The following is a 16,057-nucleotide window of genomic DNA, read 5'->3' as shown; positions in this document are numbered from 1 at the left end:
ACGTCACGGTCGCAACAGGCTGAGGAATACCGTGCTTACGACCATACAGACCGCTAACGCGGAGAAGAACGATCCTGCTCCGCCGATCAAATCAAACCCATGCTCTATCACGAGTTTCACACCGCCGATAACCATAACGAACGCGAAGGTCGCGCAGATGCCGAGGAATAAGCCTTTGATAAGCGGTTTCAAGCTCTCATTTTCCGCGCCTTTCTTTTTGTCCTTGCTCTTACCCTTGCTCGTGCTTTTACTCTTCGATTCGTAAAATACGGTGAAGATAATGAAGAAGGTGGCAAAGACCAGCAGTATGAACTCTTTGGGGACTATTTCGCCATCCAGCCTAAAGAACATCAAGCCAAACGCGATGAAAAGGGTGAGGAATGCGATTGCAACAGCTAGAGCGAGCGTTTTCAGGTATTTCTTGTAGTCCACCATCCCTTTTACCTTATCGAGTGACTCCACAGGCGTTCACCACCTACATTTTAGCCTTTTCTTTTGATAACCTTTTTCCTTCTAGGACAGGGTTCGCGTTGAACAGGAAGGCGTCGTAGTTCATCAGTGCTCGCCATACGTTCTTGCAGTCGCACTCGATCTCGTCGAGGCGCTCCAGCACGCGCAGATCCTGAGTTACATTGAAGTGCTTGATCGCTTCGGTTATCTCACGGTCGCACGTACCGCAATTATGCGGGCCTCGTTTATGCCCTGCACCTACGGGATCGGACAGTACCACGAAATCTCGTTTCTTTATCGCTTTTATCGCCTCAACCGCGCTCCAGAGCCACGGTGGTCTGTAATATCCGCGTCTCCACAACTTCTCCAGTGGCGTGTACTTCTGTATATTGCAGAGGTTCAGCGAGATGGTGGACGAATACTCAGAGACGAGTTCAGCGGATTTGATGACATCATCCAATGCCGTCTTCTCGGATACAAATGGTGGTTTGAGTAAAAGGTACGTTTTCACCGTTGCACCGCAGTCCCTGGCGATTTCTGCCGCTTTCTTGTAATCGTCAAACGAGAAGCCCTTATTGATATAGTTCGACCGTATAAAATCGTCTGCCGTTTCCAATCCGATAGCGAGTTCCAGGTGTTCGACGCCCTCAAAATCCTCGAGCTTCTCCGCGCTTACAAATTCCGGTCTCGTCTCTACGATGAGCTTCTTTATCTCACCGCGCTCTCGCACCACCTCGACGATTTCTCGCCTCGTTTCTCGCGCTATCTCACGTTCGTCGAGGAAGCTGCCGGAGGTAAAAATCTTGAGAATAAACTCCTCTTCTGGGCTGGTTCGTAGCGAGTGTTCCAGTTGAGCCAGAATATCCGCCTGGGTAACGTCTGCTGCGGATTCCTGCCAGAAGCTGCACATCGTGCAGTGCCGCCACTGACAGCCTGCGGTTCGCACTATGACCGTTACGGCTTTTATCGCTCTGCGCTCTTCTGCGAAGAAATCGTGGTCTATCCAGGAGGCGACGGGCTTTTGCATTCGATTTTTTCCTGCGGTCATGTCTGTGTATGTAGACTAGTTGTTGCGAGGATAAAATAAGGATAGAGCCAAAGACTGGCTGTTTTTACCGTAAAATTCAGCACACTTCCTCAACCTTCCGCTCGTACGTCTGAACCCACATCCCTTTACTCTGCTCCCAGGGCTCGCCCGTCTTGTAAAAGTTATACTTCTTCATTGCGCGCTCACAGGGCTCGTTACCGATCAGGATATTCACGTAGTTCACCTTGCACTCGTTCGCTTTTGCGAACTCGAGGAAATGCTCGTACATCGCGTACGCCACGCCCCGGTTTTGATATTCTAGTAAAACGGCTTGCTGCTCGCCGTAACATCCGCGGTCGGTTAGTGATATCTTATAAACACCGACCAATGCGCCCTTTTCATGCACGCCGAAGAACAAATAGCCGGCATCCATCTCGTCCGTTATTATATCCTCGCTCATCGCACGCTTCTCGCGCCATTCCTCTGGATACTCGTACGCTTTCAGCCATACCGCCTTGTAAAGGGCTGAGATGTCCTTTGCGTCCGCTTTGCTCAATTGTACGACACGATATGTTCTGCCGAAGCGCGGTCCGTCTCTGTCACAGGAAGCCATCTATCTATCTTTCTTTCTAAGTAGGATATACCTTAAACGAACCTACGAAGACAAAAGCCTTAGTTAGGATTTTCGCGTTCGCTCGTCCATGAACCCGTTCTGCATTGCTACCACTTCTGTACTGTCCGTTGCCGTGGCGTACGCGCGCAGCAGCTCCTCGTTCACTCGCAAGAATGCGTCGCCCCAGTTGAAGTTGTCGAGTATAGAGTGTGCCTGCTCGTGCTCGCCGAGGATGATTAACGCAGCGGCAAAAGCTTCTGCAGAACTCAGAATAAACGGTTTACCGTAATTGATGGGATTCGCCGCGATCAGATACGGTAAGGCACGCTTCTTACGTTTCATGTGCCGTAATAAATCCTCAAAAGGCGCTATCTGCTTCCACGAGCAATCGAAAACGGTTATGCTGGTTGTATAAGGGCGGTCTGCCGGCGAGAGCGCCTTTTCCGCTATCGGAACTAGCACGATCGTGTTGTACGGGATCTTCCGCAGTACAGTGACCGAGGTGATCAAGCCCAATCGCGTTAATTTCCGCGCGGTGCACTTCTTCGGGTCGCACTGTCCGACATCGTAAGCGTAGAGGCGCATTTTGCTTTCACTAGTAACAACAAACGGTCATAGTCTGAAAAGAGTTTTGAATGTAAGGAGCCAGCCCCTCCTTACAAACCTTCCCGACCAAAACTTTTTGTATCAAACCTTTTCTAAAGGTTTGACTTATCAATCCTCCCAGCCCAGAGGGGGGCTCTACACCTTAATCAAGTCGAATCGCCGGTATCCAGTTATCATGGACGTTACCGTTAGCATCCGTAAATTCCGTGCAATTTATCCAACAACCTTTCTTTGTAAAGAAAGCTTGACTAAAGAAACTTAGAAGTTTTGGATTAAACCTTTTTCTAAAAGGTTTGACTGTTCAGGCAGACCAAAGCTTGACAGCCGGGATCCAGCATTCGTGCCGCTTGCCGTTGATGTCCTCGAACTCAGTGCAATTTATCCAGCCGTTTTCGGTGAGTAGTGTTCTGTTATGGTGGATCTGAGGATAGGAGCCCGTTCTGATTGTATAGTTGTACGTTTCGTTTTCGTAGAGGGTGAATGGTGCGTCAAAAGAGAGATTGTGCCAATCTCCACTATAACCGTTCCATAGTAGTGTTTCGATACTCCATGATTCATTAGAGATTAGAGCGTATTCAGTGTGGCCGCCGGTGCCGGGGCAGGGGTAGATGTAAAGCGTAGAAACCGAAATCGTTTGATTTAAAGTGATGGTGCCGTTGTGCGTGCCGGAGATGGATGGGTAGTCGCCTTTGCCTGTATCGAACACCTTTTCTTCACTTAGCGGAGGAATCACGGCAAGTAATGGGTCTCCGACATAAAACCTGACGATGACTGAATTATTCGCAATGTCCCGTGCGAACTTTGGCTCGCCAGGCGGTTTCACGGTTGGAAGAGTGGTTACATCATCAACTTCAGGTAAGAAGCCACTTCCCTCTTTGAAGACTTGGCACGTTTCTACCCCGAGTGCACAAACATTTAGGGATATATCGGTATACGCATCATCAGTTGCGTTTTCAGGAGTAGCATCTGTCACGTTTACTCTTATCACGATAACGTTGCTGAGATTGGTTCCAGGCAGTAAATAAGGCTCTATATCGGTTGCGTTACAAGGTTCGATATCCACCATAACTCCGACATCGGTATGCGGGCATGGTGCGATTTTCATGCACTTGCAATCGAAAGCGCATTTGGAATCAATGCCACATGTTTCTTCAGGCATTTTGCCATCACAAGTAACATCCGCACCGCAAATAGTTGAGTTACATATTCCTGAATCAAAACAGGAACCATCATAGCATTTCTTCAGTGTGTTATTTACTGTGCAACCGCAGTCGGTGCCATCGAGTTTGTTCACCGTCTGCGTGTTTCCGGTATCGACCCACTGCGTGCTGGTAACCGAGGGGGTGCAGGAGCCGCCGGAGCAGGAAAAGTCACGATACTCCTGTTCCTTCCGCTCCTTCTGATCTATGGTGCATTCGTATTCAGTCACGGTTACCCATTTCGTCTCCCCGGTATCGTACCAGCCATCAGAGCCGCAGTCGGTGCCATCGAGTTTGTTCACCGTCTGCGTGTTTCCGGTATCGACCCACTGCGTGCTGGTAACGGAAGGGGTGCAGGAGCCGCCGGAGCAGGAAAAGTCACGGTACTCTTGTTCCTTCTGCTCCTTCTGATCTATGGTGCACTCGTATTCGGTGACGGTTACCCATTTTGTCTCCCCGGTATCGTACCAGCCATCAGAGCCGCAGTCAGTGCCATCGAGCTTGTTCACCGTCTGCGTGTTTCCGGTATCGACCCACTGCGTGGTGGTAACGGAAGGGGTGCAGGACCCCGCGGAGCAGGAAAAGTCACGGTACTCCTGTTCCTTCTGCTCCTTCTGGTCTATGGTGCACTCGTATTCGGTGACGGTTACCCATTTTGTCTCCCCGGTATCGTACCAGCCATCAGAGCCGCAGTCAGTGCTATCAGCTTTGTTCCGGTATTCGTAGGTTCCAGAGCTGACGCAAGAGCCACCAGAGCACTTATAGATCAGTCTCCGTTCCCGGCACGAATTACCCGGGTCGTCTTCCCACGACCCGTAACCACAAACAGTCCCGTCCGGCTTGTTTCGGTATTTATATGTTCCTGAATTGACACAAGACCCCGAGGAACACTTCTCTATTTCACTCCTCTCTTTACACGGGTTAGAAGGATCGTCTTCCCATTCCCCATAACCACAAACAGTCCCATCCGGCTTGTTTCGGTATTCATAAGTTCCTGAACATGTCAGTCTCCTCTCTTTGCAAGAGTTAGTAGGATCATCTTCCCAAAGCCCGTTAATACATACTGAAAGGGAGTCAGACCACAGAGGACTACTTCCCACTCCATGTGCGTCTTTCGCCTTCGCTTTCACAGAATAAATATTTGGATTACTCCATTCTTTTGATGCACTCCCAGATGTTCCAGAAAAGTATGATCCAATCCAATTACTGTTCGTGCCATCTCCCCAATCGAACCAATAGTAGACGTCATCACCGTCTGGATCGGTAGTCACCGTTGAATATGAGTAAGAATTTCCAATTTCGCCATTTGTTAGGCCAGATGGTTTGTTTGGTTTGTTCGGCGGGTTATTAACACTCGCAACAGGGTAATGTTTATAATAAATTTCCCAATTTGGGTCATGTCTTTCGTCTTCCCACACGACATGAACATTATTTTCGTTATTCACGGCTATCTCAGGATCTTGAACATCGACTGAGTCCGAACCAGCAGTTACAAGTTCTAAAATTGTGCCCCAACTATTCCCGCTGTCGAGGCTGTTAACGTAGTACAGTCTATCCCTACCATCAATATTATCTTGCCATACAACATGAATATTGGCTCCTTGAGCGCCAATAGATGCATCTCCTCCCCCATCTACTGAGGGTAGCGTTTGTATGGTACCCCAACTCCCTCCGTTATCTGTGCTTCTCCGGTAGAAAACTTCATAGCTCCCGCTTTTATACCCTCCTACAGCAATATGAACGTTTGATCCAGAAGTCTCAATTGCTGGCCCATAATATTCCCCGTTTGACAACAGTAAGCTATCGGGCCCCCAATAACCATCACTTCCTTTGTTAGTATTTCTTATGTAGCGTATATGCCAATCTATATCCCCCCATACGACATAAACATAGTTCCCGTTATCACTTATTGCAATTTCTGGATAATCCACATATGATGACGTAAATAACCCCTTAGATATATCCCAACTGGATCCTCCATTACTACTTCTTAGATAATAAACTTTGTCCTGACCAGCATCCTTTTTCACGTAAACTACGTGGATGTAATTATTATAGGCTGCGATATCAAGATTATAGCGGCTTACATCAGAAGCAATGACGGTAGCAGGAGACCAACTGTTTCCATTATTAGTGCTTCTTTTGTAAATAACATCCTTTGGGGTTCCTGATTTTATCCATATAACATGAACATTATTACCATCGATAGCAATCCTTGGATTCCCTAAAGCAGAAGACGATAACTTCGTTGCTGAGTTCCAGGTTTTTCCACAATCTGTACTTCGTTTATAATATACCTCCGTGCTTCCGCTTCTATCATCGTCCCACACAACATGGACATTATCTCCATTAATTGCAATATGAGGATCCATTGAATTAGTGGAATCAGAAGTTAACCTAATGTCATTACTCCATACTGCACCCTCTGCAGTTACGAAGTCCCAAATATCCCCCTCGATAGTTGCTCCGTGCTCATCCTCTGCAATTACTTTCCAATAATAATGGGATTCATTGTCAAGAGTTCCAAGATCGCATGTTGTTCCTAGTTGGTTATCAGATATGAGCACATCTGGTGTGCTGTCACCTTTTTCAAAATAAACATCGTAATACACATTATCACCATCAGAATCTCCACTATTCCAGCCAAGGTCTGCACTCAGGTCTACGCCCGTTGCACCATCTGAAGGGAGAGGATCACTCGGTTCGTATGGTGGACGATTCGAAGTTATCGGATAAGTTGCTCTAATAACAAATTTCTGGGCATATGTGCAGCTAGTTCCATGAAGTTGGAGCCGCCATGTGCCAGATACAGGGTTTGCTGCGTGTACCTCCTTTAAGTTCGTAGACCCAGTCGAAGAATCAACTTGGATGCCACTGGGGTTCATTAAGTACGCATCAATATCATTGTCGTCATCATCCCAGTTTACCAAAACTCTAAGATCATCAGGCGAACCCCCTAGTGAGGTATCAATATTAAAACAAATGTCCAGACCGTCACTTATTGTATCACGCCTTTCATACTTTTTAGAGAATGCCACTGCATAATATTGATCTCCAAAACTGGAATCAATCGTCCATCCTACAACCTCGGCCTTCCATTTGCCTGGAACTGGATCTGCTATAGTTACCATCCCAACAGTCTCTTCCTCCTCCTTAGAATAGCCTTTCAACATACCACTCGGATCGTAAAGATAAAGATCCAAATCATTATGGTAGTAGGTATCAGAGCCATCTGCAGGATCCACCCAACTCAATACAGCGGAAAGCTCACTTGTTCCAGCAGGAACGTTCACGTAAAGTGTGTCTATCTCTCCCTGTCCTATTGATGAGTAATCCAAGTCACCCAATCGGGTTTCACTACTCGATATTCCTAATGCCTGATATACATCGATTATTCCAGCACCCGTATAATAATCAAGCGGATTGTTCTCGGACTGCAGTGGGTTTGCATCGCTACTTGGGTCAATCTCCCAAGCTGAAGCCATCAAAATGGATTTAATATCCGCAGGCCAGAGGCTAGATTGTTGATCTAACAACAGGGCTGATAGCCCTGAAACGTGAGGGGCTGCCATACTAGTGCCGGCTTTACTGATAAAATTAGGTTCGTTTTCCCAATCATTATTACACGATATCACCCACGTTCCAGGAGCCATTACTTCAGGCTTTATTCTATTTCCATGAACACCAGTACCGCCACCCGGTCCAGTACTACTCCCATTGCTTCCGCCTACTCGATCATCCCAATCTCTGTAGTCATTATATACAGCACCAACGGTAATTATTGACCTGCTGTTACCTGGATTTGTGATCGAACCAGTTGTTGAGACGTCTTCATTACCCGCTGATTTTATAGATGTTACATAATGATCATACGCAGCCCGCTCTACCGCGAAATCTACAGGAGCAGCTCCATCACTATGAATGCTACCATCATGTTCTACCTTTAAACTCATGCTGATAATATCTGCTCCGTCATCAACGCTCCAATCTATTGCATCAATTATCGTGTCCTCTGCCGTTCCAAGGATAGGATCATGTATGTAACCGTTTTCATTCATGACTTTTGCGTTTAGGATATCCGTTTCTGGAGCTACTCCCGTGTAGGTGCTATCTGTACTCGAAGCTATTCCACAAACATGAGTGCCGTGGCTATTGAAGTCATCTGGATCGGCATCGTTATCCGGCCAACTGAACCAACTTCTTTCTGCGACTCTTTTAGAAGTTCCGAGAGCCGGATGGGTAAAATCGATTCCCGAGTCAATTATTGCAATGTTAACTCCAGAACCATCAACCCCAAAGTCCATCCTTCCTGTGGTGGCGCGAATTATATTTTTGCTAATGTAGGATTCCACGCCCCCATTGCTCCCAATTGGGATATTGGCATTTTCAATTGAGATAGGATTCGATTTATAGACTTTCCTGACGTAGCTGCTGTTCTCTAAATAGCTCAAATTATTCAAAGGTACAATTGCACTCATTCCGTTTATTATATTGAATTTGTATACCACATTGCCACCTATAGATACAACTAAATCTTCAACCGTTTCTTGAATATTGCCTAAAGTTTCGTTGGCTCCAACATCGAATATTATTATAATACGAACAACATCAGAGCTTATGTCTTCAGATTCTGAGAGTACCGCCTTAAGTTCAGGATCTAATTTTTCATAGAATTGAGTGTCAAGCCCAATTCTTTGACAGAGGTCACTATGAGTAATAGTACCTATCGCTTCTTGGGGGATTTGAGCAATGACTGTATTGTTCCTATATCCTGTAATATGTCCTCCAAAAATAGTGATTGTTGGCCCTATTTTTTTCCGATCTTCCGTGGATTCAACAAATATCTGACAAGAAATATATTCCACAGTTTCTGTACTACTTTCTAAAAAATTTGTTAGATCAGCATCTACTTTATCCCAATTAATTGGTTCAGCAAAATTAATGGATGAGAGTGGAGAGGCTGCAAAAATCGTTTTCTCTTTACTCTCCGTGCCTTCTCTAATTATTTCAGCATGTGATGTCGCGGAAAAAACAACCACCACCAAAATAGCTAAGCTTAGGCAAATTATTCCTTTTCTCATTTGGTTATTCCTCTATATCTTGACGCCTTTTTTCATCTTCTTGCGCCGCCGTTAGTAAGCATGTCAGAAAGGTATATATAAGCATTCCGATTTTCCTTCCACTGGAAATACGGCCTGATGGAATCCTTCAAACGTTCACCTGCCAAACGCTCACGTTATAACCTAAGAAGCGTGATCGCGAGTTCTACTTTTAAAGTAGCGCATTATTATTCTCCTGGTGCTAACCTCGCCTTTACGCTGCGTAATACCCGCTCTTACGCTTCTTCAGCAGATAAATAAAGAACGGCGCGCCGAAGAACGCGGTTAGTATCCCCACGGGCAGCTCGCCCAGGAGCCGGGCCAGTGCGTCCGTCCATACGAGAAAGATCCCGCCCATCAGTGCGGACGCGGGAATAAGAATTCGATGGTCCGGCCCTACCAATATCCTCGTTATATGCGGAATGATCAAGCCGACGAATCCGATGGTTCCGGTAAAGGTGACCGCGGCTGCGGTGATGAACGCCGAGAGTATCAGAAGTAGTTGTTTCGCATGCTCTACGTTTATTCCTAAGGTCCGCGCGGATTCCTCGCCCAGCAGCATCGCATTGAGGTCCTTCGCGAAGAGGTAGATCAAGCCGAAGGTTACCAGTATCGGCAAGACGATTATCTTCACCTGCGTCCAGTTCGCGAGCCAGAACCCGCCCATTATCCAGAAGAAGATGTTATGCAGCGACTCACCCGCCACCGACATCATGAATGAGAGAACGGCGCCTAAAAATAACGAAACCGCTATTCCCGTGAGTAATAACGTGTCGACCGGTATTCGGCCGCCTACCTTCGCGATATTATAGACGAGAAAGATGGTTCCGAGAGCACCTAAAAAAGCCATCAACGGTCTCGTGTACACGGAGAGGAACTGGGGGAGCACCAGCATCGAGAGCGCGGCGCCAACTGCAGCCCCCGATGCGATACCGATGATGTACGGGTCGGCCATGGGATTTTTGAACAAGCCCTGCATCGCCGTACCTGCGGTTGCCAGCGAGAGCCCGACCAGTAGCCCGAGGAATATCCGCGGCAGTCGTATCTGGAAAATGATGATTTCATGCGGGGTCGAGGACACCTCGCAGAGCCCGAGTTTGCTGCCTAACAGCGCGACAATCTCCAGCGGCGGCACGTAAACGGGCCCGATGGCCGTTGTCAGCACGATGCTCACGCCGAGAAGCGCAAGTAAATAGAGCATGACCAGCTTCCAGTGGACAATCTTCTCGAAATACGGTGCTGTTTTCATCTTCACTTAAATCACATCTAACTCCTCTCTCTAAATTTTGCGGATAAAAGCACGAGGGGCTTTCTCCGGTTGACTGACTATCGCTAGATGTTTCGTTAGTTCCCTCCTAAAACAAATCTGGATGCAAGCAGTGCGCTATCTCATCCAGTGCCTCTACTATTCGCGGACCCGGTCGTGCTATAATGTCCGCGTCTATTGAGCAAACCCGGCCATTTTTTCGCGCATTGAGTACCGCAAACCGCTCATCTGTCATTATGAAATCATACGGTTTCATCTCTGCTGCGCCATGGCCTCCCGCGACAATGATGACATCCGGGTTTCGTTCTATCAGCGTCTCCACGCTCACCGTGCCCCAATCTTCTATATCAGCGAAGATATTTTCACCGCCCGCTTTCTCAATCGGATCGTTCTGGAAATTTCCACTGCCCGTTACCCAGAGTGGGTCGTGCCAGATGATATACGCGACTTTCACTTTCTCCGTTCCTTCCGTTTGGTTTGTTATCGACTCTACCCGTCCCCTCAGCTCAACTATCAACGCCGTTGCTCGCTCTTCTTCTCCGGTTATCTTACCCACCAACGCTATCCGTGTGAAAATGTCCTCTATGCTCGTCACTTTCTGCTGGTCGATGACCAACACCGGGAAATAGTCATCAAGCGTGTCCACGGCCTCCTCACCGTTTAGATTCAAAGCTAAGACGAGGTCAGGATTTAACGCAATCACCTTCTCCACGCTTACCGTTCTCATTCCGCCCACTTTCTCTATTGTCTCCGCTTCCGGTGGATACGTGCAAAACTCCGTCACTCCGACCACGTTCTCTCCCAAACCAAGTGCGAAGAGTATTTCAGTGTTAACCGGAGCTAACGAAACAATCCTTTCTGGTTTCTTCTCCAGCGTTACCGGCCTCCCCCAATCATCAATTACGGTGGAGCCGTATGTTTCGGGTTCTGGAGCTCGCTCCGGTATGTGCAGTTGTACCAACGACCATGCAAGTATACTAACAACAACGATTATCGCAGCACTTATCGCCGCAATTGTCCCTCGCTTCATTCTAATTCTCCCTTCGTTATATCGAGGAACCAGTTCTCCCCGATGTGCACCCGCTCTGCCTCGCGCACCGTTATCCTCCGCTTGAAGATCGGGCCGTCAATGACGAACGTATGATACTCGCCCGATTCGCCGGATAAATGGAAATCAAGCTCCTTAAGCTCATTGATAAATGAGCGATCGATCGTGCGCCCGAGCCAGTCCTCATTTACCTTCGTTGCCACGACGAGCGCTTCGAATCCCGCATTTATGAAATCAAGCAGAAGATCTTCGGCATTGTAGCCCCAAAGGGGGAGAATCGGGTCTATTTTGAGGTCGCTACAAATCCGCTCTACCCATACGCGATGTTCTACAAGGTCAATATCACCAAAAATACCGCCTTCTACTCCTTTTACCTTTAAAGCTTCCACAGCATCTTTGAATTTGCTCTCATAGCCTTCCCACGAGGCGTTTACCTGAACTATTGGTATTCCTACGGCCTCTGCCTGCAGCCGCAACAGAAACGGGCGCGTTCCATGCGCTCGTTCTCGTTGGCCATCCTCAGCTAACATGTTCAGGAGGAACGATACCTCACAGCCTTCATTCAGTGCCCTATAACAGGCGAGCGTGCAATCCTTTCCCCCACTCCATGAAGAGAACACTTTCTTTTTTCCGCTCCTATCTTCTTTTTTCACACTCTCTCATCTCCACTTCACGTAAATAAAGGCTTCTTTTGTTTTGCGGATACGCGCCGTATAAGAGCATTTACCGCTCATTCAAAAAGAGCGGGGTGCAACATCTTAGCCATCTCTTCCAACGCCTCCACGATCCGTGGACCCGCACGGCAAACGATATCCGCATTTATCACGTAGACCCGCTGCGTTCTAATCGCTTCAAGACCGCATAATCGTTGCTCGCTCATTAGATACTCGTAGCAAAAGTCTGTCTGCGTACAGCCCATGCCACTCCCCGAGGGCGTAATGATAACATCTGGATTCAGTTCTATCAGCTTCTCCAGAGAGAGCGCCCGGTATCCTTCAACCGGGGCGATATTCACACCGCCACTCCGTTTTATCAGCTCATCCTCAAATGTTCCCCTGCCCGCCACCCAGATGGGGTCGTGCCAGATTATATGGAGGACCGTAGGCTTTTCTTCATCCTGTAATCTGCTCATCCGCTCATCGGTTACTTCGATCCGTTGCACCATATCCGCGACTAAGACCGAGGCATTCGCAGACGTTCCGGTTAGCTCCCCCACCAGTCTCAGATTATAAAGGATCTCATACAAATTCCTCGCGTTTAAGCCCACAACGGTAAGATTAAAGCGTTTTAACGCTTCAACTGTTCCTGTTGGATTACCATAGGCCGCTAAGACCAGGTCCGGGTTGAGGTTGACGATCTTCTCGATATTAGGCGTGGTGTAACTGCCGATCTTCTCCTTATCCTCGGTTTCTGGCGGATAATTACAATACTCAGTCACGCCGATGACGTTCTCTTCTAACCCCAGCGCAAACAGGATCTCGGTATTGGAGGGCGCTAACGAGATGATTCGCTCAGGCTTCTCTGTGAATGTAATCGTATAGCCGAGGTCATCGGTGATAGTCACCGAAAACCTGTCCCCGGCGGTTTTGAATCGCCAGGCCTCGTCGTTTATCAGTATCGTATAGGTGGTGCTATACGCCAGGGATGTGCCGGGCACGAACGTCATTGTGTTACCAGTCCAATAAAACCTACCGGGCACAGAGGGCTCGATGGCAAAGGCCGCTTCTACAGCGGGTCGATTGACGACATCTGAGAACGTAGCACTTATTTTTGTGGCAACGCAAACGTTTGTAGCTTCACGTGGCGGAGATACCGCTGCTATGCTTTGCGATGACTGACCGGTATCGACCGGTAGGTGACCCCAAAGGAGCAGATAGAGGGTGACCGTCAGCAGGAGCAATAACGCCGGTATTAGTATGGTCTTATTCGTTTTCATCGTGATCTTCATTCTAGCCAAGCTAAGCTAAACGTTACGCCGCGGTAAAACGGTAAATGCTACGATGAGCAAGCCGCTACAGCAGACTAAAAATTCAAAGCCCGGGACCGTGGTAGCATCAACGGATTCGGGAGGCGATTCTGGAGTTAATGCGGCTGCCATCGTTGCGGTAGGTGCTGCTGGTTGCGGCGAGGGCATTGTGGGTGGAGGAGTAAGCGTGGGAGCGCTTGTGCTTGCTACCGGTGTTGTCGTCGCAGTGGTCGGTGCTGTTTCCATTGACTCGTGTGGTTGCACGTTTGGCAGGGGTTTTATAGGATGCGGCTGCCCGCGCAACGCCGTGAGAGCACAAACCGTCATATAGCCGGGATTTGATTTTATGTACGAAGTGTAATAGAAGGAGCCATCGGGCTGCTGAAGGCTGAGGAGATGGTCTACTGGATTAGTTCCATTTACCGTCCAGGCCGCACCCTGTGGGTCTTGCCCGCACGCTACAAGGGCTTGGATGACCCAGGCATCAGAAGCGGTGTTAGAAGGGGAGCTGCCAAAATATCTGAAGCCGCCGTCGTTATTCTGACCCGCATGCAGATATTCAAGGGCCTCTCTTATAACGGTTGAATCCGGTCGTTCACCAGCGGCACTGAACGCTTCTATGACGGCTGCGGTATCATCAAAATCGCTCTGCTCTCCCGGCACCCATGCAAATCCACCGTCCGCGTTCTGCTGCTGCTTTAACCACGCTGCCGATTTGGATACGTCTTCTTCCGCTGCTGAGAGTGCGAGAATACCCCAGATGGTCGTATAGCTAAAATCGCTGAACTGGCCATTTTCCTTCAGGTAGGTCTGCTTGAGTTCCGTCACAAAATCACGCCCTGCAAAAGCTCTCGGATTCTCCCCTGCGGCACTCAACGCGAGAATCATCCGCTCGTAATCCGTGGAACCTGCGAGATTCTTTGCATTCGCGCTCACGTAGTCTATCGGGGATTGTCCGTTCTTTATCCAGTCGTGGGGATCTTCGCCCGCAGCGACGAGTGCCATGATGACCCATTGGGTATTACTCAGCGAACTTTCCTCACCCGGGTTACTGAATCCCCCGTCGTCATTTTGCAACGTGCGTAGATAGTCCAACGCCTGTTGTATTCTGGCGTCATTGTGCGGCAACGGGTACTGCTGCTGGTCCTGCGGGGTGGCTGAAGCGGTCGAAAAGGACGAGCTAAAGCTCAGCAGTAAACAGAGAAGCAGCGTAAAACTGAATAACACCGGCCTCTTCTTACTCGATCTCATTCGCTATCCCTCTTCCGTCTAAAATATACGGCGAGCACAATTAGCAGTACGACGATGCCCCCTATGGTTACGACACTCTCTTTTTGCCTTGGGATCAGTATCTGTGGCATTGCTGCTGATGCTGGTAGTGGCGTCCTCGTGGCCGAAGCTGTTTTTTCCGGCGTTGTCTCAGGTGCAGGGAGTGAAACGGTAGGAGTGGGGCTTGAAACCAAGTCGGGGGGTGTTTTTCGCTCACCGAAGATTACGAATACAGAAAAGCCCGGTGTTACTGCGCTGAAATACAGTGACGTGTTATCTTCCCCGATTTTAACGGTTGGCAAGGTATCCCCGTGATTATCGTGGTATCTACTCAAAATGATCGTTGCTTTATCTACGTTACTCGCGTTTATCCAGGTCCTGTTTACTTTGAATTCGATGGTTGCATTTGCTATTGCATTATCCGTTAGATTGGTGGTGGTGACGTTAAAGTAGCAATACGGCACGCCAGAGACGTTTATGGCAAATAAGGCTTCACCGAGTGGTTGAATCATAACGCTTGCATTGCGAATGGTATTGTTAGCGGTTATAATGATCCGTGTGATATTCGTTCTGTCAAACGTTACCGAAGCATTCGACCCTGCTTCGATGAGGGCGATCGTTTTGGTCTCTTCTAGTACTTGCGTTAGTGCGGGGGCAGGCGTTGGTGAGCTCGTGCTCTCCTTGCTTCCAGAGCCTTCACTAGGCTGTTTGATTGTTATCCTCAATGCCCGTGACGCTGTCGACGGAGTGGTGTCCATGTTCTTTGAGAAGTACCAGATTATTTCATCACTGACATCGACGGAGTAGTCGTGCGCACCCACGTTGGGCGGGTCCTCACTGTTTACCCGGTACATCCAGCCAGACGTCCCACCTTCGTCGTATTTCTGCTTATCCCCGATAGAATAGACAAAAGGACCAAAATCCCACTCTTCTATTGTATACTCGAAGCCCTTGATTTCCGATGCTCTCTGCAGTGCACCGAAGGCAGTCTGATACCCGATGGAGAAGATTTTGTTGGTATTAAAGGCGGTTTTAGTGAACGATCCTTCGGGTAAGCTAACGCTAACGTCCAACCACCAGGATATGTCATCATCGTCATCACCGCCACCCCCTTCCGGGGTTACGGTAATCGACTTCGTTTCTGAGCGGACACAGCCTTCTTTTTTGGCATAGATGGTATACGTGCCCGCCTTCGACAGTGCGATTACCGCGCTTCCGTTGAGGCCAGTCGTGTAATTAGAGCTGCCTACATGTACCGCTGCATTATCTACCAGATCCCATAAGCCCGATATATCATTATATGATTCTACCGTTATAGTAAAATCCTCATTCACCGTAACGCTTGTTTTGTCCAGTGTTATTGTAAGCGGCGCGGCTGTGAAAGAGCCTAAATACCATAAAACCTCCTCATGCGGCACGGATGGCGGCTCGGTTACGTTTAGTATGAACTCCGCAGCGCCGACCATGGGCGAGTAATAATCGACACGGTACAGCCATGACGGATCCCAGGTTA

11 protein-coding genes are annotated in these 16,057 nt (G+C 48.4%); all 11 read right to left on the bottom strand.

Going from position 1 to position 16,057, the window contains the following annotated elements:
* Positions 1–3: 3 nt before the first annotated feature.
* Positions 4–462 (bottom strand): hypothetical protein, encoded by a 459-nt coding sequence (locus JW878_11040; GenBank protein ID MBN1763587.1) that lies wholly within the window; start codon positions 460–462, stop codon positions 4–6.
* 13 nt (positions 463–475) lie between these two features.
* Positions 476–1,498: an archaeosine biosynthesis radical SAM protein RaSEA gene (locus JW878_11035; GenBank protein MBN1763586.1), complete on the bottom strand. Its 1,023-nt coding sequence runs from the start codon at positions 1,496–1,498 to the stop codon at positions 476–478.
* A gap of 76 nt (positions 1,499–1,574) precedes the next feature.
* Positions 1,575–2,090: a GNAT family N-acetyltransferase gene (locus JW878_11030; protein ID MBN1763585.1), complete on the bottom strand. Its 516-nt coding sequence runs from the start codon at positions 2,088–2,090 to the stop codon at positions 1,575–1,577.
* A gap of 63 nt (positions 2,091–2,153) precedes the next feature.
* The gene (locus tag JW878_11025) at positions 2,154–2,675 is read right to left on the bottom strand and encodes a DUF367 family protein (protein MBN1763584.1); all 522 of its coding nucleotides are present in this window, start codon (positions 2,673–2,675) and stop codon (positions 2,154–2,156) included.
* Between the two features lie 322 nt (positions 2,676–2,997).
* Positions 2,998–8,976, bottom strand: a complete 5,979-nt coding sequence (locus JW878_11020; protein MBN1763583.1) for a S8 family serine peptidase — start codon at positions 8,974–8,976, stop codon at positions 2,998–3,000.
* A gap of 232 nt (positions 8,977–9,208) precedes the next feature.
* Positions 9,209–10,243 carry an iron chelate uptake ABC transporter family permease subunit gene (locus JW878_11015; GenBank protein MBN1763582.1) on the bottom strand — a complete coding sequence of 345 codons (1,035 nt, stop codon included), beginning with the start codon at positions 10,241–10,243 and terminating at the stop codon, positions 9,209–9,211.
* 106 nt (positions 10,244–10,349) lie between these two features.
* Positions 10,350–11,291, bottom strand: coding sequence for a cobalamin-binding protein (locus JW878_11010; protein MBN1763581.1), 942 nt, complete (start codon positions 11,289–11,291; stop codon positions 10,350–10,352).
* Positions 11,288–11,962 carry a diphthine--ammonia ligase gene (locus tag JW878_11005; GenBank protein ID MBN1763580.1) on the bottom strand — a complete coding sequence of 225 codons (675 nt, stop codon included), beginning with the start codon at positions 11,960–11,962 and terminating at the stop codon, positions 11,288–11,290. The genes JW878_11010 and JW878_11005 overlap by 4 nt, the downstream gene beginning before the upstream one ends.
* 77 nt (positions 11,963–12,039) lie before the next feature.
* On the bottom strand, positions 12,040–13,257 hold the full coding sequence (locus tag JW878_11000) for an ABC transporter substrate-binding protein (protein ID MBN1763579.1): 1,218 nt from the start codon (positions 13,255–13,257) through the stop codon (positions 12,040–12,042).
* A 15-nt stretch (positions 13,258–13,272) separates the two neighbouring features.
* On the bottom strand, positions 13,273–14,526 hold the full coding sequence (locus JW878_10995) for a hypothetical protein (protein MBN1763578.1): 1,254 nt from the start codon (positions 14,524–14,526) through the stop codon (positions 13,273–13,275).
* A partial coding sequence (locus tag JW878_10990; GenBank protein MBN1763577.1) for a PGF-pre-PGF domain-containing protein occupies positions 14,523–16,057 on the bottom strand: 1,535 nt, incomplete at its 5' end. The genes JW878_10995 and JW878_10990, both read right to left, overlap by 4 nt.

It is taken from the genome of Methanomicrobia archaeon (assembly GCA_016930255.1).
Taxonomy (GTDB): Archaea; Halobacteriota; Syntropharchaeia; order Alkanophagales; family Methanospirareceae; genus JACGMN01.
Note: the sequence above shows the minus strand (reverse complement) of the source record. Positions and strands in the feature narration are given on the sequence as shown.

Coding starts and splice junctions, on each gene's coding strand:
- JW878_11035 (MBN1763586.1), bottom strand. CDS start 1,498: ATGACCGCAGGAAAAAATCGAATGCAAAAGCCCGTCGCCTCCTGGATA.
- JW878_11030 (MBN1763585.1), bottom strand. CDS start 2,090: ATGGCTTCCTGTGACAGAGACGGACCGCGCTTCGGCAGAACATATCGT.
- JW878_11025 (MBN1763584.1), bottom strand. CDS start 2,675: ATGCGCCTCTACGCTTACGATGTCGGACAGTGCGACCCGAAGAAGTGC.
- JW878_11020 (MBN1763583.1), bottom strand. CDS start 8,976: ATGAGAAAAGGAATAATTTGCCTAAGCTTAGCTATTTTGGTGGTGGTT.
- JW878_11015 (MBN1763582.1), bottom strand. CDS start 10,243: ATGAAAACAGCACCGTATTTCGAGAAGATTGTCCACTGGAAGCTGGTC.
- JW878_11010 (MBN1763581.1), bottom strand. CDS start 11,291: ATGAAGCGAGGGACAATTGCGGCGATAAGTGCTGCGATAATCGTTGTT.
- JW878_11000 (MBN1763579.1), bottom strand. CDS start 13,257: ATGAAGATCACGATGAAAACGAATAAGACCATACTAATACCGGCGTTA.
- JW878_10995 (MBN1763578.1), bottom strand. CDS start 14,526: ATGAGATCGAGTAAGAAGAGGCCGGTGTTATTCAGTTTTACGCTGCTT.